Source organism: Luteibacter sp. 22Crub2.1 (assembly GCF_900167995.1).
Taxonomy (GTDB): domain Bacteria; phylum Pseudomonadota; class Gammaproteobacteria; order Xanthomonadales; family Rhodanobacteraceae; genus Luteibacter; species Luteibacter mycovicinus.
In genome coordinates, this window is the sequence record NZ_FUYT01000006.1 from 94,482 (window position 1) to 117,347 (window position 22,866).

Annotated in this window: 27 protein-coding genes; 22 read left to right on the forward strand and 5 right to left on the reverse strand. The window is 65.6% G+C overall.

Annotation, left to right across the window (positions count from 1 at the left end; genetic code table 11):
• Positions 1-50: 50 nt before the first annotated feature.
• The 4 genes from B5X73_RS07660 to B5X73_RS07675 all read left to right on the forward strand — a co-directional run bounded on the left by B5X73_RS07660 (position 51) and on the right by B5X73_RS07675 (position 5,318).
• Positions 51-1,040: a glycoside hydrolase family 43 protein gene (locus B5X73_RS07660; RefSeq protein WP_079521322.1), complete on the forward strand. Its 990-nt coding sequence runs from the start codon at positions 51-53 to the stop codon at positions 1,038-1,040.
• A 212-nt stretch (positions 1,041-1,252) separates the two neighbouring features.
• On the forward strand, positions 1,253-1,747 hold the full coding sequence (locus B5X73_RS07665) for a (2Fe-2S)-binding protein (RefSeq protein WP_036109200.1): 495 nt from the start codon (positions 1,253-1,255) through the stop codon (positions 1,745-1,747).
• Positions 1,744-4,017: a xanthine dehydrogenase family protein molybdopterin-binding subunit gene (locus B5X73_RS07670; protein WP_079521194.1), complete on the forward strand. Its 2,274-nt coding sequence runs from the start codon at positions 1,744-1,746 to the stop codon at positions 4,015-4,017. Before B5X73_RS07665 ends, B5X73_RS07670 begins: the two co-directional genes overlap by 4 nt.
• Entirely contained in the window at positions 4,014-5,318 is a 1,305-nt protein-coding gene (locus B5X73_RS07675) for a c-type cytochrome (RefSeq protein WP_079521195.1), read from the forward strand. Before B5X73_RS07670 ends, B5X73_RS07675 begins: the two co-directional genes overlap by 4 nt.
• Positions 5,319-5,338: 20 nt before the next feature.
• Here the strand turns inward: B5X73_RS07675 and B5X73_RS07680 are convergent, their stop codons facing one another.
• Positions 5,339-5,893: a glutathione peroxidase gene (locus B5X73_RS07680; protein WP_079521196.1), complete on the reverse strand. Its 555-nt coding sequence runs from the start codon at positions 5,891-5,893 to the stop codon at positions 5,339-5,341.
• 165 nt (positions 5,894-6,058) lie between these two features.
• On the opposite strand from B5X73_RS07680, the gene B5X73_RS07685 reads away from it, so the two are divergent.
• Positions 6,059-6,643, forward strand: coding sequence for a TetR/AcrR family transcriptional regulator (locus tag B5X73_RS07685; protein ID WP_079521197.1), 585 nt, complete (start codon positions 6,059-6,061; stop codon positions 6,641-6,643).
• On the opposite strand, the gene B5X73_RS07690 is transcribed toward B5X73_RS07685, so the two are convergent.
• Both B5X73_RS07690 and B5X73_RS07695 read right to left on the reverse strand, forming a co-directional pair.
• The gene (locus B5X73_RS07690; protein WP_079521198.1) at positions 6,644-7,567 is read right to left on the reverse strand and encodes a patatin-like phospholipase family protein; all 924 of its coding nucleotides are present in this window, start codon (positions 7,565-7,567) and stop codon (positions 6,644-6,646) included.
• Between the two features lie 109 nt (positions 7,568-7,676).
• The gene (locus B5X73_RS07695; RefSeq protein WP_043696669.1) at positions 7,677-8,702 is read right to left on the reverse strand and encodes a class 1 fructose-bisphosphatase; all 1,026 of its coding nucleotides are present in this window, start codon (positions 8,700-8,702) and stop codon (positions 7,677-7,679) included.
• A gap of 135 nt (positions 8,703-8,837) precedes the next feature.
• Between B5X73_RS07695 and B5X73_RS07700 the strand changes: the two genes are divergently transcribed.
• The 7 genes from B5X73_RS07700 (at position 8,838) to B5X73_RS07730 (ending at position 14,229) form a co-directional block, all read left to right on the forward strand.
• Positions 8,838-9,095, forward strand: coding sequence for a hypothetical protein (locus B5X73_RS07700; RefSeq protein ID WP_139382700.1), 258 nt, complete (start codon positions 8,838-8,840; stop codon positions 9,093-9,095).
• Positions 9,092-9,730 carry a glutathione S-transferase family protein gene (locus B5X73_RS07705; RefSeq protein ID WP_043696666.1) on the forward strand — a complete coding sequence of 213 codons (639 nt, stop codon included), beginning with the start codon at positions 9,092-9,094 and terminating at the stop codon, positions 9,728-9,730. Before B5X73_RS07700 ends, B5X73_RS07705 begins: the two co-directional genes overlap by 4 nt.
• Positions 9,731-9,799: 69 nt before the next feature.
• Positions 9,800-10,504, forward strand: a complete 705-nt coding sequence (locus tag B5X73_RS07710; RefSeq protein ID WP_036109223.1) for a helix-turn-helix transcriptional regulator — start codon at positions 9,800-9,802, stop codon at positions 10,502-10,504.
• Positions 10,505-10,566: 62 nt separating this feature from the next.
• Complete coding sequence (locus tag B5X73_RS07715) at positions 10,567-12,294, forward strand: DUF885 domain-containing protein (RefSeq protein ID WP_079521200.1); 1,728 nt, start codon at positions 10,567-10,569, stop codon at positions 12,292-12,294.
• A gap of 109 nt (positions 12,295-12,403) precedes the next feature.
• Positions 12,404-12,805, forward strand: coding sequence for an MbcA/ParS/Xre antitoxin family protein (locus tag B5X73_RS07720; RefSeq protein WP_043696663.1), 402 nt, complete (start codon positions 12,404-12,406; stop codon positions 12,803-12,805).
• Positions 12,802-13,503, forward strand: coding sequence for an RES family NAD+ phosphorylase (locus B5X73_RS07725; protein WP_079521201.1), 702 nt, complete (start codon positions 12,802-12,804; stop codon positions 13,501-13,503). The genes B5X73_RS07720 and B5X73_RS07725 overlap by 4 nt, the downstream gene beginning before the upstream one ends.
• An 18-nt stretch (positions 13,504-13,521) precedes the next feature.
• A complete protein-coding gene (locus tag B5X73_RS07730; protein ID WP_079521202.1) occupies positions 13,522-14,229 on the forward strand; it encodes an SGNH/GDSL hydrolase family protein in 708 nt (235 codons plus the stop codon).
• A gap of 250 nt (positions 14,230-14,479) precedes the next feature.
• Here B5X73_RS07730 and B5X73_RS07735 read toward each other — a convergent pair whose 3' ends face one another.
• Both B5X73_RS07735 and phhA read right to left on the reverse strand, forming a co-directional pair.
• On the reverse strand, positions 14,480-14,728 hold the full coding sequence (locus B5X73_RS07735; protein WP_036109231.1) for a hypothetical protein: 249 nt from the start codon (positions 14,726-14,728) through the stop codon (positions 14,480-14,482).
• Between the two features lie 69 nt (positions 14,729-14,797).
• Complete coding sequence (gene phhA, locus B5X73_RS07740) at positions 14,798-15,685, reverse strand: phenylalanine 4-monooxygenase (protein ID WP_079521203.1); 888 nt, start codon at positions 15,683-15,685, stop codon at positions 14,798-14,800.
• A gap of 135 nt (positions 15,686-15,820) precedes the next feature.
• Here phhA and B5X73_RS07745 point away from each other — a divergent pair, with 135 nt between their 5' ends.
• The 10 genes from B5X73_RS07745 (at position 15,821) to B5X73_RS07790 (ending at position 22,817) form a co-directional block, all read left to right on the forward strand.
• Positions 15,821-16,300 carry an Lrp/AsnC family transcriptional regulator gene (locus B5X73_RS07745; protein WP_079521204.1) on the forward strand — a complete coding sequence of 160 codons (480 nt, stop codon included), beginning with the start codon at positions 15,821-15,823 and terminating at the stop codon, positions 16,298-16,300.
• Positions 16,301-16,383: 83 nt separating this feature from the next.
• Positions 16,384-17,184 carry a lysophospholipid acyltransferase family protein gene (locus B5X73_RS07750; protein WP_036109236.1) on the forward strand — a complete coding sequence of 267 codons (801 nt, stop codon included), beginning with the start codon at positions 16,384-16,386 and terminating at the stop codon, positions 17,182-17,184.
• Positions 17,181-18,182, forward strand: coding sequence for a YheT family hydrolase (locus B5X73_RS07755; protein ID WP_079521205.1), 1,002 nt, complete (start codon positions 17,181-17,183; stop codon positions 18,180-18,182). Before B5X73_RS07750 ends, B5X73_RS07755 begins: the two co-directional genes overlap by 4 nt.
• A 23-nt stretch (positions 18,183-18,205) precedes the next feature.
• A complete protein-coding gene (locus B5X73_RS07760; RefSeq protein WP_079521206.1) occupies positions 18,206-19,297 on the forward strand; it encodes a PQQ-dependent sugar dehydrogenase in 1,092 nt (363 codons plus the stop codon).
• Between the two features lie 22 nt (positions 19,298-19,319).
• On the forward strand, positions 19,320-19,943 hold the full coding sequence (locus B5X73_RS07765; protein WP_079521207.1) for a YbhB/YbcL family Raf kinase inhibitor-like protein: 624 nt from the start codon (positions 19,320-19,322) through the stop codon (positions 19,941-19,943).
• A 157-nt stretch (positions 19,944-20,100) separates the two neighbouring features.
• On the forward strand, positions 20,101-20,265 hold the full coding sequence (locus B5X73_RS07770) for a DUF1328 domain-containing protein (RefSeq protein WP_036109241.1): 165 nt from the start codon (positions 20,101-20,103) through the stop codon (positions 20,263-20,265).
• A gap of 170 nt (positions 20,266-20,435) precedes the next feature.
• Entirely contained in the window at positions 20,436-20,825 is a 390-nt protein-coding gene (locus B5X73_RS07775) for a DUF883 family protein (protein WP_036109244.1), read from the forward strand.
• Between the two features lie 26 nt (positions 20,826-20,851).
• Positions 20,852-21,334: a hypothetical protein gene (locus tag B5X73_RS07780; protein ID WP_090353264.1), complete on the forward strand. Its 483-nt coding sequence runs from the start codon at positions 20,852-20,854 to the stop codon at positions 21,332-21,334.
• 23 nt (positions 21,335-21,357) lie between these two features.
• A complete protein-coding gene (locus B5X73_RS07785; RefSeq protein ID WP_176167771.1) occupies positions 21,358-21,657 on the forward strand; it encodes a hypothetical protein in 300 nt (99 codons plus the stop codon).
• Positions 21,654-22,817 carry an AI-2E family transporter gene (locus B5X73_RS07790; RefSeq protein ID WP_079521208.1) on the forward strand — a complete coding sequence of 388 codons (1,164 nt, stop codon included), beginning with the start codon at positions 21,654-21,656 and terminating at the stop codon, positions 22,815-22,817. The genes B5X73_RS07785 and B5X73_RS07790 overlap by 4 nt, the downstream gene beginning before the upstream one ends.
• Positions 22,818-22,866: the final 49 nt, after the last annotated feature.

Here is a 22,866-nt window from a genome sequence, read left to right on the forward strand (position 1 = left end):
GCCGAAACGTTATGGTCGTCCGCTCTGCACAGACGAACGGGGTACTCGGCATGCGGTTAGCTCAATGGGTTGGGGGTGCGGTGCTCGCCGCGTGCATGTCCACGGCGGCATTCGCCGCTCCACCGCCGGGACACGCCGGCAACCCCGTCTTCCCCGGCTGGTACGCCGACCCCGAAGCCGCGATCTTCGATCATCAGTACTGGATCTACCCGACCACGTCGCTGAAGTACGCGCAGCAGACCGGCTTCGACGCGTTCTCGTCCCCGGACCTGGTGCACTGGACGAAGCACAGCAGCGTGCTGGCGATGAAAGACATCCCCTGGGCGAAGAAGGCGCTGTGGGCGCCCGCGCTGGTCGAGAAAGGCGGCAAGTACTATTTCTTCTTCGCCGCCAACGACATCCAGAACGACAACGAGGTCGGTGGCATCGGCGTGGCCGTCGCCGACAAGCCCGACGGTCCGTTCAGGGATCTGCTCGGCAAGCCCTTGATCGACAAGTTCCATAACGGCGCGCAGCCGATCGATCAGTTCGTCTTTCATGACGACGACGGCACCTACTACATGATCTACGGCGGCTGGAAGCACGCGAACATCGTGAAGCTGAGGCCGGATTTCACCGGCGTCGAGCCGATGGCCGATGGCACGACCTTCAAGGAAATCACGCCCGCGCCCGAGTACGTCGAAGGCCCGCTGATGTTCAAGCGCAACGGCAAGTACTACTTCATGTGGTCGGAAGGTGGCTGGACCGGGCCCGACTATTGCGTCGCCTACGCGATCGGCGACTCCCCGACAGGTCCATTCAAGCGTATCGGCAAGATTCTGGAGCAGGATCCGAAGATCGCCACCGGCGCCGGGCATCATTCCGTGTTTCACGTCGCAGAAGACGACAGCTGGTACATCGTCTATCACCGCCATCCGCTCGGCGATACCGACGGCAACCATCGCGTGACCAGCATCGACGAGATGCACTTCGACAAGGACGGTCACATCCTGCCAGTGAAGATGACCAACGAAGGCGTGACCGCCAAGCCGCTGCGCTGACGCAGCGGCTTGGCCGGGACCGGTCGATGGAGTCGGCATAAAGCGCGGCACATAACGGGCGCGATGTGCCGGTCCCCCGTCACGCCGCAAGAAGTTTCTGCAAAAACACCTCCTCTCGCGGAATGCACGGCTCCCGATTCGGCGTAATCTGTCGCCCGACATCTGATCAAGCCAGTGGACGCGAGCGTCCACCCAGCCGAGGGGAAGGGGACATGTACACGCTGCGCGTGAATGGTGAGGATCGGCAGGCCGACGTGCCACCCGATATGCCGTTGCTCTGGGTGCTGCGCGACGTGGTGGGACTGACCGGCACGAAGTTCGGTTGCGGCATCGCGCAGTGCGGCGCGTGCACGGTGCACCTCGATGGGCAGCCGGTCCGCTCCTGCCAGATGCCCGTGTCGGCCGTGGGCGACCGCGCCGTCACGACGATCGAGGCGATCGGCGCGACACCCGAAGGCGCGAAGGTGCAGCAGGCCTGGCTGGCGGTCGACGTCGTGCAATGCGGTTACTGCCAGTCCGGACAGATCATGTCCGCCGCGGCGTTGCTCGCGCGCACACCGAACCCCAGCGATCGCGACATCGATGCCGCGATGGCCGGCAATATCTGCCGGTGCGGCACGTACGTGCGCATCCGCGAGGCCATCAAGCAGGCGGCGACGGGACTGCCGCAAGGGTTGCAGGTCATCGTCGACGGGAGTACGCCATGACTGCCTCCCCTCACGACGAGCACGGGATCGATCCGCGGCGCCGCTCGGCGCTGAAGCTCGCAGGCGGTGGTCTCGCCGTGGCCTTCCTGTGGACGGCCGGGCTCGGTCCCGCGGTCGCGCAGATGAATCCCCGACGCCAACCGGCGGATGACGCGGCGGCCGCGGCCGATGGCCATCCGACGTTCGCACCCAACGCGTTCATCCGGATCGACGCCGATGGGCGCATCCGCCTCGTCATGCCCACGGTCGAAATGGGGCAGGCGATCTACACGGGCATTTCGATGATGCTCGCCGAGGAGCTCGGCGTCGGCCTGGATCAGATCACCGTCGAACATTCGATTCCCAGTGATGCGCTGTACGGTCAGGTCTTGCTTGGGGGCGGCCAGATCACCGGCGGCTCCACGAGCACGCGCGGACAGTGGCAGTCGTTGCGCGAAGCGGGTGCGGTGGCGCGCGAGATGCTTGTAGCCGCCGCCGCGGCGCAGTGGCACGTGGATGCGGCCAGCTGTTCGGTGGCCCGCGCCACCATCACGCACGTGCCGTCGGGTCGCACCCTCGGATTCGCGGCGGTGGCGGAAGCCGCCGGCAAACTGCCGCAGCCAGCGACCGTCACACTGAAAGACCCCAAAGACTTCACCGTGATCGGCAAGCCGCTGCGTCGCGTGGACTCGCCGGATAAGGTGAACGGCGGTACGCAGTTCGGCATCGACGTCAAAGTGCCGGGCATGAAATATGCCGCCGTACGTACCAGCCCGGAACTCGCCGGTACGCTCGGTGCCGTCGATGAGACGAAGGCACGCGCCGTGCCCGGGGTCATCGATGTGATCAGGCTGGCCGATGCCGTGGCCGTGGTGGGTGAGCACTACTGGGCCGCACATCGTGGCCTCCAGGAACTCACGATCGAATGGCGCCACGGCGTCAACGAGAAACTCGATACCGCCACGCTCATCGCCGCCTTGCAGGAAAGCTCGCGCAAAGGCCCCGCCCTGGTCGGGCGCAAGCCGAAGGGCGAGGCGGGCGCGGGTGGCAAGGCGGTGGAGATGACCTTCGTATCGCCCATGCTGGCGCACGCGCCGATGGAGCCGCTCAACGCCACCGTGCACGTCACGCCCGGCAAGTGCGAGATCTGGACGGGCACACAGGTTCCGACGCGCGCGCAGAAGGAAGCCGCGCGCATCTGCGGCATCCCGCTCGACGCGGTGACGGTGAACAACCAGTACCTCGGCGGCGGTTTCGGCCGTCGCCTCGAAACCGACCAGGTCGAACAGGCCGTGGCCTTCGCGAAGCAGGTGGCCTACCCGCTCAAGGTCATCTGGAGTCGCGAGGAAGACATCCGTCATGACCGCGTGCGGCCGCTGTACTTCGACCGCATCTCGGCCACGCTGGATGGCGATGGCCGCCCGACCTCGTGGAAGCATCGCATCACCAGTGGCACGGTACTTGGGCGCTGGGCGCCCGGTGGCATGGGCAAGGACGGCATGGACAGCGACGCCATCGAGTCCGCGGCCGATCTGCCTTACGAGATGGACAACGTGCTCGTCGAGTGGGTCCGCCACGACATGCCGCCCGGGCTCGTCGTCGGCTGGTGGCGTGGCGTCGGTCCGACGCACAACCTTTTCATCGTCGAGAGCTTCATCGATCAGCTCGCTCACACCTCGGGCAAGGACCCGCTGGCGTACCGGCGTTCGCTGATGAAGCCCGGTTCACGGCCGCTGGGCGTGCTGGATCTCGCCGCCGGGAAGATCGGCTGGGGCGGCCAGCCGTTACCGGCGCGGGTCGGACGCGGTATCGCTGTGGCGTCGCCGTTCGGTAGCCACGTCTGCGCGATCGTCGAGGTCGAGGTGACGGCACAGGGCCAGGTTCACCTGCGACGCGCCGTGGTCGCCGTCGACGTGGGTATCGCCATCAATCCGAGTTCCGTGCAGGCGCAGGTGCAGGGTGGTCTGTTGTTCGGCCTCAGCGCCGCCCTGTTCAACGGCATCACCCTCAAAGACGGCATGATCGAGCAGAGCAACTTTCACGACTACCGCACGCTGCGCATCAACGAAGTACCGAACGTCGAGGTCTATGCGGTCGCCAGCGGGGAGTCGCCGGGAGGACTGGGCGAAGTCGGTACGGCGATCGCCGCGCCGGCCCTGGCCAACGCGATCTTCGCCGCCACCGGCGTGCGTCTGACGGAGTTGCCGGTCTCGCGCACCTCGCTCGCCGCATCGGCGGATGCGCTCAAACGTGTCGCGGATGCGGGAACCGGCAAGGAGGGCGTCGCATGAAGCGCTTCTTTCTGTTGATCGTCGTCGTCCTGATCATCGGAGCGGTGGCCTACGTCGCGCTCAATCGCACCGATCCGGCCGATGGCACCGCGCCGGTGCTCGCCGGTGCGCCCTTGAACGCCGATCCCGTCGCGCGCGGCGAGTATCTGACGCGCGCGGCCGATTGCATCGCCTGTCATACGGTGCCGGAAACCGGTAAACCCTTCGCGGGAGGCCTGCCCTTCAAGCTGCCGTTCGGCACGATCTATTCTTCCAACATCACCGCCGACGTCGAGACAGGCATCGGCGGCTGGAGCGACGACGACTTCGTGCGTGCGGTCCGCGAGGGCATACGCAAGGACGGCAAGCATCTCTATCCCGCTTTCCCGTACACCGCGTACACGCAGCTGAGCCGTGCCGATGTCCTGGCGATCAAGGCCTATCTGTTCACCTTGCCCAGGGTGCGCCAGCCGGAACGTCCGAACGATCTCGGCTTCCCGTTCAACCAGCGCTGGGCGATGGGTTTCTGGAATGCCGCGTTCTTCCGCAGCGAACGCTTCGAGAACGATCCCTCGCGATCGCCGGCGTGGAACGCGGGTGCCTATCTCGCCGGACCGCTCGGTCACTGCGCGGAATGCCATACGCCACGTAACGTCGGCTTCGGGCTCAAGCATGGCGAGTCGCTGGCTGGTGCGGAACTGCAAGGCTGGCGCGCGTGGAACATCACCTCGGACGCCACGCACGGCATCGGCAAGTGGAGCGACGAGGCGCTGACGCAGTATCTGCGTACCGGCCACGCGGATGGCCATGCGTCGGCCATGGGGCCGATGGGCGAGGCGGTCGCGCACAGCCTGCAGTTCCTGAAACCGGAAGACACGGCGGCGCTCGTGGCCTGGCTGCGCACGGTGCCTGCGCGCGAGGGCGATGACCCGGTGGTCGTCGACCCGTCGCCGAAAGCCGTACTCGCGTCCAGCGCGGCCGCGCCCGGTGGAGACGATGAAACGACGGACGCGGACGGTCTGCGCCTGTTCGAAGGTGCGTGTGCCAGCTGCCATCAATGGAATGGCGCCGGACAGCAGACATCGTACGCCAGCCTCGTCGGTACGCGCGGCGTTAACGACCCCAGCGGGCGGAACGTCACCCAGGCGATCCTGCACGGCGTGACGATGCGGATCGGCGAAACGGATGTCTACATGCCGGCCTTCGGTCACGCGTACAGCGACCCGGAGATCGCCGCTCTGGCCAACTACGTGATCCACCACTTCGGCGGAAAACAGGGTGAAGTGACCGCGGAGGACGTCGCCAGACGCCGGGCACTTTAGGCCCGGCGTCTCCAGGCAAATCAGGCTTTCTCGGCCAACGCCTTCTCGAGCACCTCCTGCAGGCGTGCATCGCTTGCTTCGACGTCCGGTGCGAAGCGTGCGATCACTTCACCGCGGCGGTTCACGACGAACTTCTCGAAGTTCCAGAGCACCTCCGGTGCCTCGTTGGTCGGAATGCCATGACCCTGCAGGCGCTCACGCATCGGGCCTTCACCGATGCGTTCGGGCTGCGCTTCGATCAGCGCGCTGTACAGCGGGTGGCGCTGCGGACCGACCACCGGAATCTTGGAGAACAGCGGGAACTGCACGTCGAAGGTCGTCGAGCAGAATGCCTTGATCTCGTCGTCGGTGCCGGGCTCCTGCGCGAGAAAGTCGTTGGCGGGAAAGCCGAGAATGGTGAAGCCCTTGTCGCGCCAGCGCTGGTAGAGCGCCTCGAGGCCTTCGTACTGCGGCGTCAGCCCGCACTTCGAGGCGACGTTGACCACCAGCAGCACGTCGCCGCGCCAGGTGTCGAGCGTGGTGGAAACACCGTCGATCTGCTTCACGGCGATGTCGTACAGATGGGCCTGGCTCATGCGGGATCCTCGCTGGCGTGACGGAAAATACGCCAAGCATAGGCCAACACGCAGTGCCTTGAACGTCGCGACGATGTGATCCCCATGACGTTCGACATTTCAATGTGCAAGCATTGCTAGAATCGGCCCAGGGCAGGGGAATCGATCCTCAGGGGAGCGAAAGCAATGCGTTATGAGAAAGGTCACAAGGAGCAGACTCGGCAGAAGATCGTCGAAGCGGCTTCTGAGCGGTTTCGCGCGGACGGCATCGACGCCGTCGGCGTGGTGAGCCTTATGAGCGACGTCGGGCTGACCCAGGGTGGGTTCTACAACCATTTCGGTTCGAAGGAAGACCTGGTGCGCGACAGCGTGGCATCGGCGGCGACGTCGGCAAAAGACCGGATGGCCGTGCGTGTCGCGGGCTCACGTTCGGAGCCGCATCGTGCGATGGTCAACACCTATCTGTCGGCGGATCACCGCGATCATCCCGCATCGGGCTGCGTGGCGGCGGCACTGGCGGCCGAGATGGGCCGCCGTCCGGAAGAGACCCGCGCGGCGTTTTCGGAAGGCTATGCCGAGATGGTCGAGCTGATCGCGTCGACCCTGCCGGCGTCGGTGCGTGGCAAACGCCGTCGCACGCTGGCCATGTCGGTGTTCGCATCGATGGTGGGTTCGATGTCCCTCTCGCGCGCCGTGGCGGAAGAGGGGCTGTCGGACGAGGTGCTTACGCTGGGCCGTCAGGCGGCGCTGGCGTTGATCGACGCGGGTTGATCAGCGCGCCGGGACGGGCGGCCTGCCCATGGCGGCCGTCTTCTCGGCGATCTTCGCCCTGATCGCGGGAATGGCGGCCAGTGCGGCCCGCTCGCCTTCGAGGATCGCCACGTTTTTCTGATCGAAGTCGGTCGGTCCGATCTGACCGACCTTCGGCCGGATCACGATGTCGGCACGGCCGAGCTCCTGCTCCGCCAGGCGGCGCCCCATGATGGTGATGGACTGGCCGACGATGCCGACCATGCTGTCGGGATTGGTGCCATCGGGGCGCGCCGAGATATCCACGGCGATGACGATGTCCGCTCCGAGCCGGCGCGCCGCGTCCACCGGGACGGGGCTGACGACGCCGCCGTCCACGAAATGCTTCCCGTTGATGTCCACCGGTTCGAACACGCCGGGGATGCTGCTGGACGCACGCACGGCCTGGCCCGCGTTGCCGCGAATGAAGATGGCGCGGTCGCCGTTCTCCAGCTGGGTGGCCACGGCAGCGAACGGCGTATGCAGCTTCTCGATCGGGGTATTCTTCAGGAGTTCGTTGACGTAGTCCTGCAGCTTCTGGCCTTGCACGAGGCCACCTGAAAAGAAGCGAACGTCGCGGATCTTGCCCTCATCGAGCGCAAAGGCCTGCTCCTGCAACTGGAAGGCATCCATGCCGGAGGCATACAGCACGCCGACCACGCTGCCGGCGCTGGTACCGGAGACGACGTCGGCATGAATGCCACTGGCCTCCAGCATCTTGATGACCCCGATATGGGCAAAGCCCTTGGCCGCGCCGCCGCCCAGCGCCAGTCCGATACGCGGCTTGGCCGCGAGCACCGGCACGGCGGTATCCGGGCGCTGATCCGGCCTGGTTCCACCGAAGCAACCGGTGAGCAGGGTCGCGAGTACGAGCGGAAGCCAGGAGCGGGCGCGGCGGAGCGTCATGGAAGAAAACCGTGAGAAGGGCAGGCGGATCATCGGGCACGCCGGCGGCGGCCGGATGACGGACGGATGGCTAAAACCGGGCAGCGCGTGTGCGCCGCCCGGCGGTCGATCAGTCGCGGGTGTGGTCCGCGTCGAGGTGGTAGCGGGTCGCCACGTCGATTTCGTTCTTCGAACCCAGAAACACGGGCACACGCTGGTGAAGCGCCGTGGGCTGCAGGTCCATGATGCGCTCGCGGCCGGTGGTGGCGGCGCCGCCGGCCTGCTCGACGATGAACGCCATGGGGTTGGCTTCGTACATCAGGCGCAGCTTGCCGGTGCCACCGTGGCCGGTGATCTTCGCGTCCAGCGGATAGATGAAGACACCGCCGCGGGTGATGATGCGATGCACGTCGGCGACCATCGAGGCCACCCAGCGCATGTTGAAATCCCGCCCGCGCGGGCCGGTCGAGCCTGCCAGCAGTTCACCGATGTAACGCTGCATCGGCGCTTCCCAGTGGCGCTGGTTCGCCATGTTGATCGCGAACTCGGCCGTTTCGGCGGGAATGGTGATGCCGCGACGGGTGAGCACGAAACTGCCGTGTTCGCGGTCCAGCGTGAACTCATGCACGCCGTGACCGAAGGTCAGCACCAGCAGCGTGCACGGGCCGTAGACCACGTAACCGGCGGCGACCTGTTCCGTCCCCGGCTGCAGGAAATCGGCCGCCTTGGGTTCGGTGACGCCATCCGGGCAGCGGAGCACGGAGAAGATCGTGCCGACCGAGACGTTGACGTCGATGTTGGAAGAGCCGTCGAGCGGATCGAACAACAGCAGGTGGTTGCCCTTGGGGTAGGCGTCCGGAATCGGCTGCGGATCTTCCATTTCCTCGGACGCGCACGCCGCGAGGTGACCGCCCCAGGCGTTGGCTTCGAGGAGGATCTCGTTGGAGATGACGTCGAGCTTCTTCTGGGCCTCGCCCTGGACGTTGTCCGAACCCGCATTGCCGAGCACGCCGCCGAGGGCACCCTTGCCGGTGGCGACGGAGATGCGCTTGCACGCGCGGGCGACGACCTCGATCAGCAGGCTGAGCTGGGCGTTGATATGCCCCTCGCGCTTTTCTTCGATGAGGAACTGGATCAGCGAAATCGGTTTCGTCATTCGGACGGACTCAGGCGCGAAACCATGCATTGTCCGGGTGTGGCGTGAACGACGCCAGAGGGCTGCTGACAGAACGTTGTCAGCAGGCCCCGCGCAGACTGTCCCTTCACCGCCGAACCGGGGAGGGAACGCGTCATGAATCGATTTATGGATCGTCTCGCCGAGCTGTATGCGCCGCTGGGCAAGCGGGGACTGCTGATGGACGGGCAATACCGTTTCACCCCCGATGAAAGATCGCCGGCAACCTCGCCGACACCCGTAGGAGCGCGCCCCGCGCGCGAAAAGCCTGCCGCAGGCCGCGCCGGCCGTGACCCTGCTCCCGTCTCCGGAAGCATCGCGCGCAAGGCGCGCTCCTACAGTCTCCGCCACCCGAAAGGAAGCTTCACCGCATGAACCCGAATCGCGTCGTTTTCCACCATGCCCCCAACAGCCGGTCGGGCAGCGTCCTCATGCTGCTGGAGGAACTGGGTGCGCAGTACGACCTGCACGTGATGAACCTGGTCGAGGGTGAGCAGCGCCTTCCCGCGTATCTGAAAATCAACCCGATGGGCAAGGTGCCCGCGATCGAACACCGCGGTGGTCTCGTGACCGAACGCCCGGCGATCTTCACCTACCTCGCCGATCTCTATCCCGAGGCCGGACTGGCGCCCGCGTTCGACGATGCGCTGCGCGGCCCCTACCTGCGCTGGCTCGCCTTCTACGGTTCGTGCTTCGAGCCCGCCGTCGTCGATCGCTGGGCGAAAAACGTTCCGATGCCGGCGATGCAGTCGCCCTACGGTGACTTCGACACCGTCATGGACCTCCTGGAGGCCCAGCTCGCGCAAGGCCCCTGGATGTTCGGCGACCGCTTCACCGCCGCCGACATCCTCTGGGCCAGCGCGCTGACCTGGACGATGGGTTTCGGCCTGGTGCCGCGTCGGGATGTCTTCGAGGCCTACGTGGCCCGCGTGATGGCGCGTCCGGCGGTGGTTCGCGCCGCCGCGCAGGACGCGGCGCTGGCCAAAGCCCAGACGCTGGCCGCCGCCTGAGCGCGGGACGATGCACGGGCATGACCACTGCCGCTTTCCGCGCCACGCGCAGCAGGCGATGATCCGGGTATGCGCCGCGCCGACCGTCTGTTCCTCATCATCAACGCCCTGCGCGGGCGGCGCACCGCGCTGCCCGCGCGCCAGCTGGCCGCCACACTCGAGGTCTCGCTACGCACGGTCTACCGCGACGTGGCGGACCTGCAGCTTTCCGGTGTTCCCATCGAGGGCGAGGCCGGCGTCGGCTATGTCCTGCGCAAAGGCTCGGACATCCCGCCGCTGATGTTCTCCGCCGACGAACTCGAAGCACTCGTTGCCGGTACGCGCTTCGTCCGCGCGTTCGCCGGCGAGCGGCTGGCGCGCGAGGCGCAGGCCGCCATGATCAAGATCGAGGCCGTGCTCCCCCCGGACCTGCGCGAGCGCTCGGCACAGTCGCGCATCTTCGCCCCCATCTGGCGCGATACGTTCCAGAACGAGGTGGCGGCCATGCTCGATCGCCTGCACGAGGCCGTGCTCGCGCATCGCGTGCTCTGCCTCGACTACAGCGACGCGGAAGGGCGCGCGAGCACGCGTGAGGTCGAACCGTTGTGCCTGTCGTTCTGGGGTGGCGCATGGACGCTGGGCACCTGGTGCCGGCATCGTCAGGCCTTCCGCAACTTCCGCCCGGATCGCATCGTGGGTTGCCGGGATTCGGGAGAAACCTTCGTCGATGCACCGGGGCGGGACATCAGGGCTTACCTCGACACCATGCGCACGCACTACGCCGGCCTGGAATAGTTTTCGGGTTCGGTGGTCCGGATGCGATGATCGGGGTTTACCCGTCCCCCTACGGAGCCCGCATGTCCCCCTGGATTCGCGCCATCGCCTTCGCCGGCCTCGTCGCCGGTACCGCCCATGCCGCCACACCGACCGATGACGCCTTCAAGGCGATCTACACGAAGGAATGGGCATGGCGTAGCGGGCAGGCGGGCATCCTGACCTCGGGCGAAGCGCAGCCCGGCGAGGGCCGCCTGGATACGGTGGACGCCGCCAGCCAGGCCAGGCGCCTCGCCTACTGGAACGACGTGCTGGCGCAGCTGGGTCGCATCGATCCGGCCTCGCTGAGCGGCACGGTTCGTGTGGACTACGCCGTTTACCGCGCGCAGATCGCCAACCTCGCGGCTGCCCAGCGCTTCCAGCAGTGGCAGATGCCGTTCAACAGCGACTCGGCCTTCTGGTCCGACATCGGCTACGTGCTTCACGGCGACGACCTGCGCACGCGCGACGATTATCGGAAGTACATCGATCGCCTGCGCCAGATCCCGGCCTATATGGACCAGGAGATCGACAACATGCGTCTGGGCCTGGCGCGCGGTTTCACCGTCCCGCGCGAGGTGCTCAATGGACGCGATGTATCGATCGCCGCCGTCGCCGAACTGAAGAACCCTGAAGACAGTGCACTCTACGGTCCGTTCAGGTCGCTGCCGAAGACCCTTCCCGCCAGGGACGCCGACCTGTTGCGTGCCGAGGCACGCAAGGTCATCGCCGAGGATGTGATTCCCTCCTACGGCAAGCTGCTGACGTTCTTCCGCAACGAGTACGTCCCCGGGGCGCGCCCGACCCTGGCGGCCGAGTCGCTGCCCGACGGTAAGGCCTATTACCGGCAGCAGATCCTCGAATACACGACTCTGGACCTGACACCCGATGCCATCCACGCCATCGGCCTGCGCGAGGTCGACCGCCTCCACAAGGAGATGGTCGCCACGATGAAGGAGACCGGGTTCAAGGGCGATTTTCCGGCCTTCCTCGCTTTCCTGCGCAGCGATCCGCAGTTCTATGCGAAGACGCCCGACGAATTGTTGATGCGCACGGCCTGGGTGGCCAAGCAGGTCGACGCGAAGCTCGGCAAGTACTTCGGCCTGTTACCGCGCCAGCGCTTCGCCATCGAACCGGTGCCTGCGGATATCGCGCCTTACTACACGTCCGGCCGCGGCGGCCCGGATACGTACCTCGTGAATACCTACGACCTGCCATCCCGTCCGCTGTTCAACATGCCGGCGCTGACGCTGCATGAGTCGATGCCCGGGCACGCGTTGCAACTGGCTCTTTCGGCCGAGCAGCAGGGTCTGCCCGACTTCCGTCGCGACGGTTACATCTCCGCCTATGGCGAGGGCTGGGCGCTGTACTCGGAATACCTGGGCGAGGAGATGGGCATCTACCACACGCCTTACGAGCGCTTCGGGTTTCTTACGTATCAGATGTGGCGTGCCTGTCGCCTCGTCGTCGATACCGGCATCCACCATCTCGGCTGGACGCGTCAGCAGGCGATCGACTACCTCACTGTCAATACGGCGCTGAGCCAGCGCGAGATCGCCAACGAGGTCGACCGCTACATCAGCTGGCCGGGACAGGCGCTGTCGTATGAGTTGGGCTACCTGAAGATCCGCGCGTTGCGTGAGAAGGCGGAGAAGGAGCTGGGCGAGAAGTTCGACCTGCGGGCCTTCCACGACACGGTGCTGGCGCTGGGATCGGTGCCGCTGCCGGTGCTGGAGCAGCATGTCGACGCGTGGATTGAGTCCAGGAAATGAGCGGTTCCACGGCGCTCAGGTAAAAGCCAGCCCTGCCGACGGCGGCCCGTATACGAAAAGCTCCACAAATGGAGTAGACTGCATCACAAGTCCACAGGTGGAGCCGTCGATGCAGCCAGCCATCCACGTCGAACCCGGTTACGCCCATGATCTCGGCGGGCCGGCCTTGCGCGCCTTCTTCGCCCTCGCGGAGCGCTGGAAACTCCGCGGCGCCGAGCAGCGCACGCTATTGGGCGACCCCCCGGAGTCCACGTACTTCAAATGGAAGAAGCTCCAGGACGGAACCCCCTCGAGGGACGTCGTGGAGCGCATCAGCTACCTGCTTGGCATCTGGAAGGACCTCCAGATTCTTTTCCCCGACCCCGGCCAGGCGGATGCCTGGGTGCGCAAGCCCAACACGGCGCCGCTGTTCGGCGGCCACTCGGCGCTGGATCGCATGCTCTCGGGCAACGTCGCCGACCTCTATGTCGTCCGTCAGTACCTGGACGCGCAGCGCGGCTGGAACGGATGACGACGGCACCGCCGTCGCGGCGGATTCGCTGGACCCACGCCTACCGCATTGTCCCCAGCCGTTTTCCCCCGGTGGGACTGTTCGACCGTATCGCCGATCCCAGGGACATCGATGCCGTCATGGCGATCGAGTCGATGACCAACCCCCGCCTGCGCGAGGAAATGGGCGCGCTGAGCATGCTGCCGCCCGACCGGCGCGTCTCCGGCCCCGGCACGACACCGATCATGGCCGCGTTCACCCACATTCCGCCTGAGGGCAGCCGCTTCTCCGATGGTCACTGGGGCGTGTTCTATGCGGCGCATACCATCGCCACCGCGATCGAAGAGACGGTCTACCACCGCGAAGCCTTCCTGGCGGCGACGCGGGAACCGCCCACCGACGTGCAGGTGCGGTGCTACAGCACCTCGATCGCGGGACGCCTGCACGATATCCGCGGGGGCTGGGCCGCCGAGCACGATCCGGACTCCTATCTGGCCAGCGTCAAGCTCGCCCGGACCCTGCGCGATGAGGGCTCCAACGGCATCGTTTACGACAGCGCGCGCCACCCGGGCGGGGAGTGCGTCGCGGTGTTCTTCCCCGACCTGATCGCGCCCTGCGTGCAGGCCGAACATTTCATCTATCGATGGAACGGCCAGCGCATCGAAGCGGTGCTGAAGGTCACCGCGGTGGATCGTCCCGGTTTGCCCCCGGAGGCCTGAGCGGTTACGGTCGTCCGGATGAAACGCCTGACGATCCTCCTTACCTTCCTCGTCCTGTCCTTCGGCGCACACGCCAAAGATCCCGACCACAGCCGGTGGGAAGCCGACATCCAGGCCTTCGAGGCCTCGGACAAAGCCAGTCCTCCGCCGGCCAACGCCGTGCTGTTCGTCGGCAGTTCGTCGATCCGCTTCTGGAAGAGCCTGGCCTCCGATTTCCCGCACTACCGCGTGATCAACCGCGGCTTCGGCGGCTCGGACATGGACGACTCGACCGCCTTCGCCGATCGCATCGTGCTTCCGTACAAGCCCGCGGCCATCGTGGTCTACGCCGGCGACAACGACCTGCAGGGCGGCGACACCCCGGAACAGGTGCGTGACGATTTCGCCGCCTTCGTGACCAGGGTGCGCGCCGCGCAGCCCAACGTCCCGATCGCCTTCATCTCGATCAAGCCCAGCGTCGCCCGGGTCAACCTGCTGCCCAGCATCAACGCCGCCAACAAACTGATCAGCACCTGGGCCATGGCGCAGAAGAACGTGGCTTTTCTGGACGTGGCGCCCGCGATGATCGACGCGCAGGGCCAGCCCAAGCCGGATCTCTTCATCGAAGACGGGCTGCACATGAATCCGAAGGGCTATGCGCTCTGGGTCGCGCAAGTGGGTCCCTGGCTTGCCGACCACGCCACGGCGGCCGAAGTTAAACAGACCCCAAACACGACCACCCCGTGATACGGGAACTTCACGGCGAAGCCCTTATCTAAGTATTCGATCGCCGAGAGGCGACCTGTTGGCAGACGCCGCGTTTCATTGGCCATCTGTCCCGGGTCCCGCTATTTCCCCTGATAGCCTGGACCCGACGCGACCCCGGCAGCTCCTCCCCTGGCTGCCGGGGTTTTATTTTGTCCGCGCAAAGAAAAAGGGCAGGGCAGCTCTTACGCCAACCTGCCCGTCAGGGAATCCTGCTCGTTTATCCGGCGGATCAGGCCGCCTGCATGCGGCACGCGTAAGGCCGGATCGATGTGTCGAATGCCCGCCACACGCCGTCGTTGCCTTCGATGTTCAACACGATGTCCGACGCCGCGTTCAGTGCCTCGATACGACGGGCCTCAGCCAGCGCGCACTCGAGGGCATCCTCGCGGGAACAGAACTCGGCATATTCATTCTCATTCTTCTGGAGCACCCAGAGGCCCGGACCGACGGACTCGAACGGAATATCGAAGACGACCACAATGAACCCACCCTGTTGACTGAACGTGCGTCCATCCTAAGGGGCGATTCGTTAGGGCGCCGTTGAGGCTCAGTTATCTCCGCCGGAAACGAAGCCTTCGCGGGTGCCGATATTGAAAATTTTGTCCGTCGGGACGACATCGGACGCCGCCACGGCGGTGCCGTCGGCCAGGCGGGCATAGATCGGCGTGAAGTCCGGACCGGTCGCCTCGAACAGCTGGGCGAAGTCGTCGATGACGAAGTACGTCTGCTGGTAGGAGTCGATCCGGTACCGGGTGTTCATCACCCGCTCGAGGTCGAAGCCGACCCGGTTTGGCGATGCGGAGTCGATCGAGTAGATCGACTCGCCCTTGGAGCTGACGATACCGGCGCCGTAGATGCGCAGGCCGGCTTCGGTGCGTATCAGGCCGAATTCCACCGTGTACCAGTACAGGCGCGTGAGGTTCATCAGCGCCTCGGGGCCGATCGCGTAGGCCTTCATACCGCCCTTGCCGTAGGCCTGCATGTAATCGGCGAAGACCGGGTTGAGCAGGAGGGGCACATGGCCGAAGAGGTCGTGGAACAGATCCGGCTCGGACAGGTAGTCCAGCTGGTCCGGCCGGCGGATCCACCAGCTGACCGGGAAACGGCGGTTGGCCAGGTGGTCGAAGAACACCTCGTCCGGCAGCAGGCCTTCCACGGCGACGATCTCCCAGCCGGTGGCCTCGCCCAGCACCTTGTTCAGATCCTCGAAGCGGGGAATGCCGCCGTCGCCAAAGCCGAAACGCTCGACGCCGTCGAGAAATTCCTTGCAGGCGTACGCGGGCAGCAGGTCGCGCTGGCGCCGATAGAGTGTGTCCCAGACCTCATGATCGGTCTTCGAGTAGCTCGCCCACGGTTGCTCCACGATGCCGGTCGCGTAGACGGGCACGTATCCGCGGTCGGTCTGCTGATGCTCGACGCGGCGGGGGCTTTCCATGGGGATCTCCTTGAACGCTTGCCTGAGTGAAACAACAGCTTAGCGCCGAACCGGCGCAATGAGCTTGTGTTATTGCGCCAAGCCGACAGTTGAGCGCAATATTCATGCGTATAAGATCGATCACGAGAAATAATCATGCAGTCCACGCTCGATCGCACCGATCTCCGTATCCTCGCGACCCTTCAGTCCAGCGGCCGTATGAGCAATGCCGATCTGGCGGCCGAGGTGAACCTGTCGCCGTCGGCCTGCCTGCGCCGTGTCCAGAAGCTCGAGACGGATGGCGTGATCGGTGGGTACGGCGCGCGGCTGGAGCCCCGGGCGGTCGGGCTGGGTCTGCAGGCCTTCGTCCGGGTGCAGCTTTCCCGGCACGAGTCGCCCGCCATCGACGCGTTCACCGAGTCGGTGGCCGGCTGGGAGGAGGTGGTCGCCTGCTATGCCCTGACGGGCGACATGGATTACCTGCTCCAGGTCTACGTGGCCGATCTGGACGGCTTTTCGCAATTTCTTTTGGATCGTCTGCTCAACGCCTCGGGCGTGGCCGACGTGAATACCAGCTTCGTCCTGCGCACGGTGAAGGCTTCGACGGCCCTTCCACTAGGAAATGTCTCAAGCTAGCCTGAGGCAAGCCCGCGTGGCGTAACGAGAAAGACAATGTCCTCTAGCGGCAGGGTTCGCCGGTCGTTAATCTTGTGTGCTTGATGGAAGCCGCCACCGCCAATCCGACACCCCGCGACCGTTTGCGTCCGCTGCGCTATGTGTGGCGGATACCCTTGCTGTTGCTCCACGTCCTCTTCGCCATCGTCATCTGTGCCGGCATCCTTAGCTGGTCGCGCGGTGTCATGAAGGACGGCAAGGAGCCGTTCGCGCATCGCGCGATCCGCCTGTGGTCGACCCTGCTCCTGCGCATCTTCGGCCTGCGCAGCGTCCGCATCGGTACGCCGTTGCCCGATCCGGTCCTGTTCGTGGCCAACCACACGTCGTGGCTGGACATCGTGCTGCTTCATTCGCAGCGTGCCGCCTGCTTCGTGGCCAAGGCGGAAATCGCCGGCTGGCCGCTCGTCGGCTGGATGGCCGCCCGTGGCGGCACGATCTTTCACCGTCGCGGCAATAACCACTCGCTGGCCTCGGTGATGGCGGTGATGGTGGAGCGCCTGCGCGAAGGGCGCGCGGTCGCCGTGTTCCCCGAAGGCGGCACGGGCCACAACGGCGTGCTTCGCGTCTTCCATGCCCGCATCTTCCAGGCGGCGCTCGACGCCGGGGTGCCGGTACAGCCGGTGGCGCTGCGCTTCGCTCGTCAGGGTCGTCGCATCATCGATGCGGGCTTCCGGGAAGACGAAAGTTTCGTGGGCAATATCCTGCGCCTGCTGGGCGAGGCTCCGATGGATGCGGAAGTGCACTTCCTCGAGCCTGTGCCGCTATCCGACGACGGGCGCCGCCGCATGGCGGAGGCCTCGCGCGAGCGCATCGCGCTGGCCCTGGATACCGATACCTCCGCATGAGCCTGCCGAAGGGCGTCGACCTGAATCCGCCGTGGCCGCTGCGTAGCGGCCACATCCAGACCATGCTCTCCTCCAGCGGCATCCGTCGCACCCTGCTGCCCAAACGGGCGCACAAGGTGCAGGAAGACGCGCGCGAAGTGCTGGTCGACGTAGGCAGCGGCGATCGCCTGAGCGGGCGCTACACCCCGCAGACCACCGGTGGCGCGTCGCGCGGTCTGGCCATTCTTTTCCACGGCTGGGAAGGCAGCGTCGATTCCACCTACGTCCTGCAGACCGGCAGCCGCCTGCTCGAAGACGGCTGGGACATCTTCCGCCTCAACTTCCGCGACCACGGCGACAGCCACGGCCTCAACGAGGCGCTGTTCCACTCGTGCCGCATCGACGAGGTGGTGACAGCGCTGGGTGAGATCGCCAGGATGTTTCCCTCGCGCGTGATCGGTGTCGCCGGTTTCTCCCTGGGCGGCAACTTCGCACTTCGCGCCGCCATGCTGGCGTCGAAGCAGGTCATTCCGATCGACTACGTGCTGGCGGTCTGCCCGATCATCGATCCGGCCGAGGGCCTGTTCTCGCTGGAAAGCGAGGCGCCGTGGTTCTACAACGCGTACTTCATGCACAAGTGGCGACGCTCCCTGCGGCTCAAGCAGGAGGCGTTCCCGCAGCAGACCTACTTCGAGCTCGACGAGCTCAAACAGAACATGCGCGACCTGACCAGTTCGCTGGTGCTGCGCCATACGGATTTCGGCTCGCTCGAGGCCTACCTCGACGGCTACTCCGTCGCGGGCGACCGGCTCATGGGCCTGCACGTTCCCGCGACCATCCTCACCTCGCGCGACGATCCCGTCATTCCGGTGAGTGCCTTCCATCAGCTTCGCCTGCCGCCCAACATCGAGCTCGATATCGCCAACTATGGCGGACATTGCGGTTTCATCCGCGATTTCAGCATGACCAGCTTTACCGACGACTACATCGCGGCCCGCTTCAACGCCATCGCGGGCTGAATCACCGCAACGGGAGTCCGTCCATGCGTAGCGCCCTCGTTCTTGCCCTGTCCCTCCTCGCCGCCCCCGCTTTCGCCGCCACGCCGGCGATGGAATCGCTCAAACTGCCTCCGGGTTTTCATATCGCCGTGTGGACCGACAAGGTGCCCAACGCGCGTGAGATGGCGGTGGGCACGAACCACACCGTCTTCGTCGGCTCGCGCGACGCGGGTCGCGTCTATGCCGTGAGTTATGCGGCGGACGGCACCGTGGAGAAGGTACGCACCGTCGCCAGTGGGCTACAGCTGCCCGTCGGCGTCGCGTTCCACAAAGGTGACCTCTATATCTCGGCCGTCAGCAGGATCGTGGTGCTGCGCGACATCGAGAACCACCTCGACGCGCCGCCCGCGCCCGAGGTCATCACCGACAAGCTGCCCACGGAAACGCATCACGGATGGAAGTACATCGCGTTCGGGCCGGACGACAAGCTCTATGTGCCGGTCGGCGCGCCCTGCAATATCTGCGATCGCGACTCGGAAGGCTTTGCCCAGCTTCGCCGCATGAACGCGGATGGCAGCGGCAGCGAAGTCGTGGCGCGCGGCATCCGCAATACGGTGGGTTTCGACTGGCGCCCGAGCGACAAGACGCTGTGGTTCACCGACAACGGTCGAGACATGCTCGGCGACGACCTGCCCAGCGATGAACTCAACCATGTGACGAAGACCGGCCAGCATTTCGGCTACCCCTTCTGCCATCAGGGCGACACACTCGACCCCGACTTCGGCAAGGGCAGGAACTGCAAGGACTACACATCTCCCGTGCTTAAGTTGGGCGCTCATGTCGCCGCGCTGGGTGCCCGCTTCTACCAGGGCAAGCAGTTCCCGGCGGCATACCAGGGCGCACTCATCGTCGCCGAGCACGGTTCGTGGAACCGTACGGCCAAGTCGGGTTATCGCGTGATGACGGTGCGCCTCAACGGCGACAAGGTGGCCAGCTATGAACCCCTCGTGGAGGGCTTCCTGGCTGGTGAGAACGCCACCGGCCGTCCCGCCGACGTGCAGCCGCTTCCCGATGGCAGCCTGCTGATCAGCGACGACGACAACGGCGCCATCTATCGCGTCACCTACAAGAAGTAATTCGTAAGCCAGGAGAACCGCCATGCGTTTAACCAGCGACAGCATCGAACACGGTAAGCCGATTCCGGCCAACTTCGCCTTCATGGAGATCGGTGAGCCGATCAAGCCGGCCGGCAACGTCACCCCGCATCTGGCCTGGACCGAAGTGCCGTCGACGGCGAAGTCCTTTGCCATCGCGGTGATCGACACCGATGTGCCCTCGAAGCCGGACGACGTCAACGTCGAGGGCCGCGAAGTGCGTCGCGACCTGGCTCGCGTCGAGTTCGTCCACTGGCTGATGGCGAACATTCCGCTCGAGTGCCGGGAACTGGGCGAAGGCGCCTGCGGTGAGGGCGTCGTGCCGCGCGGCAAGAAAGATCCGGTCGGTCCTCCCGGTTCGGTTCAGGGCCTGAACGACTACACCGGCTGGTTCAAGGGCGACCGGGACATGGAGGGTCACTACCACGGCTACGACGGCCCATGCCCGCCGTGGAACGACAGCATTCCGCATCACTATCACTTCCACGTCTACGCGCTGGACGTGGAGACGGTCCCGCTCGAGAAAGGGTTCAACCTTGCCGAGCTGCGGGACGTGATCGAGGGGCACGTTGTGGGTGAAGCGGTAATCACCGGGACGTACTCACTGAATCCGAAGGTCAAGGCCTGACCTGGTCGCCGACCGGCCGGCCCCCATCGGAGCCGGCCGGTCGATCACCGATTCCATCAGCCTGAACGGCTTTTGACAGGTTGCCCCAGGCTTCACGCGCCCTGCGCAGCTCCCGGGACTAAATGGCACCGCGTCCTACCTGCCGGAGAATCCCACCATGCTGCATTACGCCCTCGTCTTCCTCGTCATCGCCATCATCGCCGCCGTTTTCGGCTTTGGCGGTATCGCGGGTACGGCGGCAGGTATCGCGAAGATCCTCTTCGTGGTCTTCCTGATCCTCGCCATCATTTCGTTCTTCCGCGGGCGTGGACCGCGCGTCTGACCGGGTGAGACCCCATGCCCTGGCGACCCGCGTGGAAGCCGGTACATCGGCGACACGCTCCCGAGTCCGAGGCGGAGAAAGGCCGGACAGCCCACCTCCGCCTCAATGACCCAACGCTCACTCTCTTTGTCGTACCGTCCCAAATCCAGCCTATCCCGGAGATGCATGCCATGAACAAGCCCGCCGACCATGTCGCCAACGCCGCGACTGCCGCCGCGAACACCGTCTCGGCTGCCGAGCGCATCGACGCACGTGCCGAGCAGGTGAAGCAGGCAACCTCCAGCGCCGTGGACCGCACCAAGGATGCCGTCGATCGCGCGGCGGACAAGGTGGAAGACACGCTGCATAGCGCTACCGACAAGGCCGCGTACGGCGCGACCCGCGCCGCTGAGAAAGCGGAAGAAGCCAAGCTTCGCGGCAAGGAAGCTTATGGTGAAGCGGTCGACACCGCGAACGACTGGCTCGACACCGCCCGCGATTACGTGCGCGAGAAGCCGGTCCAGTCGATCGCGCTGGCGCTTGCCGCCGGTTGGCTCGCGGGCCGTATCCTGCGCAACTGATCCACCACCCGCAGGGGCTTTGACGCATGTTGGAAGACGGTCCCTCGGGGCGAGAAAACATGGACGGACCGGCGCCCGGAGACGAGGCGCCGGCCGGTCCGCGGTTCGCCATGCCGGCGTGGACGGACGACGTCCGTCGCCTCGGCGTCGGTCTGAAGAACCTGTTCGCGGCGCAGATCGCGCTGGCGGGCGCTGAATTCAGCCTGGCCCGCAGTGGCATCGTCATGATGCTGTTCATGGGTCTGGCGGCCATCGTCTTCGCCGTTGCGCTGGGACTGACTTTGCTGGCGCTTGCCGGCTGGGGCCTGGCGCAGTGGTTCGGCTCCTGGGCCTGGGCACTGACCGCACTGGCGGGCGTCCAGCTGGTCCTTTTGATCGTCGCCATCCTCGTGTTCCGGCGTAGCATGCACTGGCTTAGCCTGCCCGGCACCCGTAACGAGCTGGCTCTGCTGGCGAAAGAAGCGGCCAGACAGGGCAAGGCGGAAGGCGAAGCGAAGGTAGGGGGCTGACGACGATGGGTATTTTCCGAAGCATGGCGAAAGTGACCGAGGCGCGCGCACGCGTCGTCGCCGCACGCGCCGAAGTCGTCGAGCCTGCCGCCGCGCTCATCGCGCGCGGCTACGAGAATCCCCTGACGGTGCTCGGCATCGCGGCCGGCGGCGGTTTTTTCCTCAGTAACATCAAGCTCAACCCGCTCGCGGTGCCTGGCGTCAGCGGGCTCGTCGCGGGTGGGACGGCCGATATCATCGGAAAGGTGATATCGATGGCCGCCGGCAGCTTGCTCGGAGATCTGGCCGGCGATGTCGCCGACGTGGCCGACGACGTGTCATGAGCGACTTTCCCAGTCCACTCCCTACGCCGTTGCCATCGACGACGGCGCCGGGGGCCGCCGTGTCCACGCTGATCACGCGCGGGCGGCGTAAACCCGGCAGCAGTCGCAGCACCCGGCGTATCTCCCGCCACCTTCGCGCCATACGTATTTCATTGACCGGCATGATCCTGCTGGCGGTGCTCTATACCGTCGTTCTGGGCAAGTCGTTGCTGGTCCCGCTCGTACTCGCGGCCTTTATCGGCCTTGCACTGAACCCGATCGTCGTCGCCGCGGCGCGGGTGCGTTTTCCACGCTGGCTGGCCGCGGTCATCGTGATGGTGACGCTTAACGTGGGGCTCGTTTCAGCGATCGCGACGCTGTCGACGCCCGCGTTGAACTGGTTCCACGAAGCACCGACGGCGATGCGTGCGTTCGCGCCCAAGATCAAGCCGATGACGCAGCAGATCGAAGCGGCGAGCCGGGCGACACAGAATCTGGTTGGCGGCGCCGTGACGCGTAACGCGCCTCAGGCGAACGCGGGTTTCGCGTTCACCGCATGGGATATCGTGGCCGGTGCGCCGAAGGTTCTGGCAAGCGTGCTAACCGTTGCCCTGCTGGTGTTTTTCTTTCTGGTGTACGGCGACGAGATCCTCCGCCGCGCGGTGGAGATATCGCCCACCTTCGCGTACAAGCGGCACACGGTGAGCATCGTGCGCAGCATCCAGGTCGAGGTGTCGAGCTACCTGCTGCTCACCGCCGCGATCAACGTCACGCTTGGCCTCGTCACCGCTGGCATGCTCTATCTGTACGGCGTGCCCGATCCGCTGCTCTGGGGCACGGTTGCGACTGTCGCCAACTTCATTCCCTATGTGGGTGCGATCACGACAACCACGGTGCTTGCCGTCGTCGGCGTCCTTCATTTTCAGGAAGTCGGCCCGGCGCTGCTTCCCGCCGCGACCTTTGCTGGCATCACCGCCATCGAAGGCAACCTGCTGACCCCGATGTTGCAGGGGCGCCGGTCACGGCTCAGCCCCGTGGCCATTCTTCTCTGGCTGCTGATCTGGGGCTGGCTGTGGGGTATTCCCGGCGCGCTGCTGGCCGTACCGATGCTGACCTGCGTGAAACTCGTCACCGCCAAACTGCGCGGATGGGAGTGGTTCGCGCACATCATTTCCCGGTGAATCGCAGCCGGTGCTGAAGGGTTTTGTTTCGACAGGTGGCATACGCTCC

What these genes read in the sequence shown, in the direction of transcription:
- B5X73_RS07775 (WP_036109244.1), top strand. Translation starts at nt 20,436, where the DNA reads ATGAACAAGCCCGCCGACCATGTCGCCAACGCCGCGACTGCCGCCGCG.
- B5X73_RS07675 (WP_079521195.1), top strand. Translation starts at nt 4,014, where the DNA reads ATGAAGCGCTTCTTTCTGTTGATCGTCGTCGTCCTGATCATCGGAGCG.
- B5X73_RS07760 (WP_079521206.1), top strand. Translation starts at nt 18,206, where the DNA reads ATGCGTAGCGCCCTCGTTCTTGCCCTGTCCCTCCTCGCCGCCCCCGCT.
- B5X73_RS07700 (WP_139382700.1), top strand. Translation starts at nt 8,838, where the DNA reads ATGAATCGATTTATGGATCGTCTCGCCGAGCTGTATGCGCCGCTGGGC.
- B5X73_RS07755 (WP_079521205.1), top strand. Translation starts at nt 17,181, where the DNA reads ATGAGCCTGCCGAAGGGCGTCGACCTGAATCCGCCGTGGCCGCTGCGT.
- B5X73_RS07790 (WP_079521208.1), top strand. Translation starts at nt 21,654, where the DNA reads ATGAGCGACTTTCCCAGTCCACTCCCTACGCCGTTGCCATCGACGACG.
- B5X73_RS07680 (WP_079521196.1), bottom strand. Translation starts at nt 5,893, where the DNA reads ATGAGCCAGGCCCATCTGTACGACATCGCCGTGAAGCAGATCGACGGT.
- B5X73_RS07710 (WP_036109223.1), top strand. Translation starts at nt 9,800, where the DNA reads ATGCGCCGCGCCGACCGTCTGTTCCTCATCATCAACGCCCTGCGCGGG.
- B5X73_RS07670 (WP_079521194.1), top strand. Translation starts at nt 1,744, where the DNA reads ATGACTGCCTCCCCTCACGACGAGCACGGGATCGATCCGCGGCGCCGC.
- B5X73_RS07730 (WP_079521202.1), top strand. Translation starts at nt 13,522, where the DNA reads ATGAAACGCCTGACGATCCTCCTTACCTTCCTCGTCCTGTCCTTCGGC.
- B5X73_RS07665 (WP_036109200.1), top strand. Translation starts at nt 1,253, where the DNA reads ATGTACACGCTGCGCGTGAATGGTGAGGATCGGCAGGCCGACGTGCCA.
- B5X73_RS07715 (WP_079521200.1), top strand. Translation starts at nt 10,567, where the DNA reads ATGTCCCCCTGGATTCGCGCCATCGCCTTCGCCGGCCTCGTCGCCGGT.
- B5X73_RS07785 (WP_176167771.1), top strand. Translation starts at nt 21,358, where the DNA reads ATGGCGAAAGTGACCGAGGCGCGCGCACGCGTCGTCGCCGCACGCGCC.
- phhA (WP_079521203.1), bottom strand. Translation starts at nt 15,685, where the DNA reads ATGGAAAGCCCCCGCCGCGTCGAGCATCAGCAGACCGACCGCGGATAC.
- B5X73_RS07720 (WP_043696663.1), top strand. Translation starts at nt 12,404, where the DNA reads ATGCAGCCAGCCATCCACGTCGAACCCGGTTACGCCCATGATCTCGGC.
- B5X73_RS07725 (WP_079521201.1), top strand. Translation starts at nt 12,802, where the DNA reads ATGACGACGGCACCGCCGTCGCGGCGGATTCGCTGGACCCACGCCTAC.
- B5X73_RS07780 (WP_090353264.1), top strand. Translation starts at nt 20,852, where the DNA reads ATGTTGGAAGACGGTCCCTCGGGGCGAGAAAACATGGACGGACCGGCG.
- B5X73_RS07705 (WP_043696666.1), top strand. Translation starts at nt 9,092, where the DNA reads ATGAACCCGAATCGCGTCGTTTTCCACCATGCCCCCAACAGCCGGTCG.
- B5X73_RS07750 (WP_036109236.1), top strand. Translation starts at nt 16,384, where the DNA reads ATGGAAGCCGCCACCGCCAATCCGACACCCCGCGACCGTTTGCGTCCG.
- B5X73_RS07765 (WP_079521207.1), top strand. Translation starts at nt 19,320, where the DNA reads ATGCGTTTAACCAGCGACAGCATCGAACACGGTAAGCCGATTCCGGCC.
- B5X73_RS07695 (WP_043696669.1), bottom strand. Translation starts at nt 8,702, where the DNA reads ATGACGAAACCGATTTCGCTGATCCAGTTCCTCATCGAAGAAAAGCGC.
- B5X73_RS07660 (WP_079521322.1), top strand. Translation starts at nt 51, where the DNA reads ATGCGGTTAGCTCAATGGGTTGGGGGTGCGGTGCTCGCCGCGTGCATG.
- B5X73_RS07745 (WP_079521204.1), top strand. Translation starts at nt 15,821, where the DNA reads ATGCAGTCCACGCTCGATCGCACCGATCTCCGTATCCTCGCGACCCTT.
- B5X73_RS07770 (WP_036109241.1), top strand. Translation starts at nt 20,101, where the DNA reads ATGCTGCATTACGCCCTCGTCTTCCTCGTCATCGCCATCATCGCCGCC.
- B5X73_RS07685 (WP_079521197.1), top strand. Translation starts at nt 6,059, where the DNA reads ATGCGTTATGAGAAAGGTCACAAGGAGCAGACTCGGCAGAAGATCGTC.
- B5X73_RS07690 (WP_079521198.1), bottom strand. Translation starts at nt 7,567, where the DNA reads ATGACGCTCCGCCGCGCCCGCTCCTGGCTTCCGCTCGTACTCGCGACC.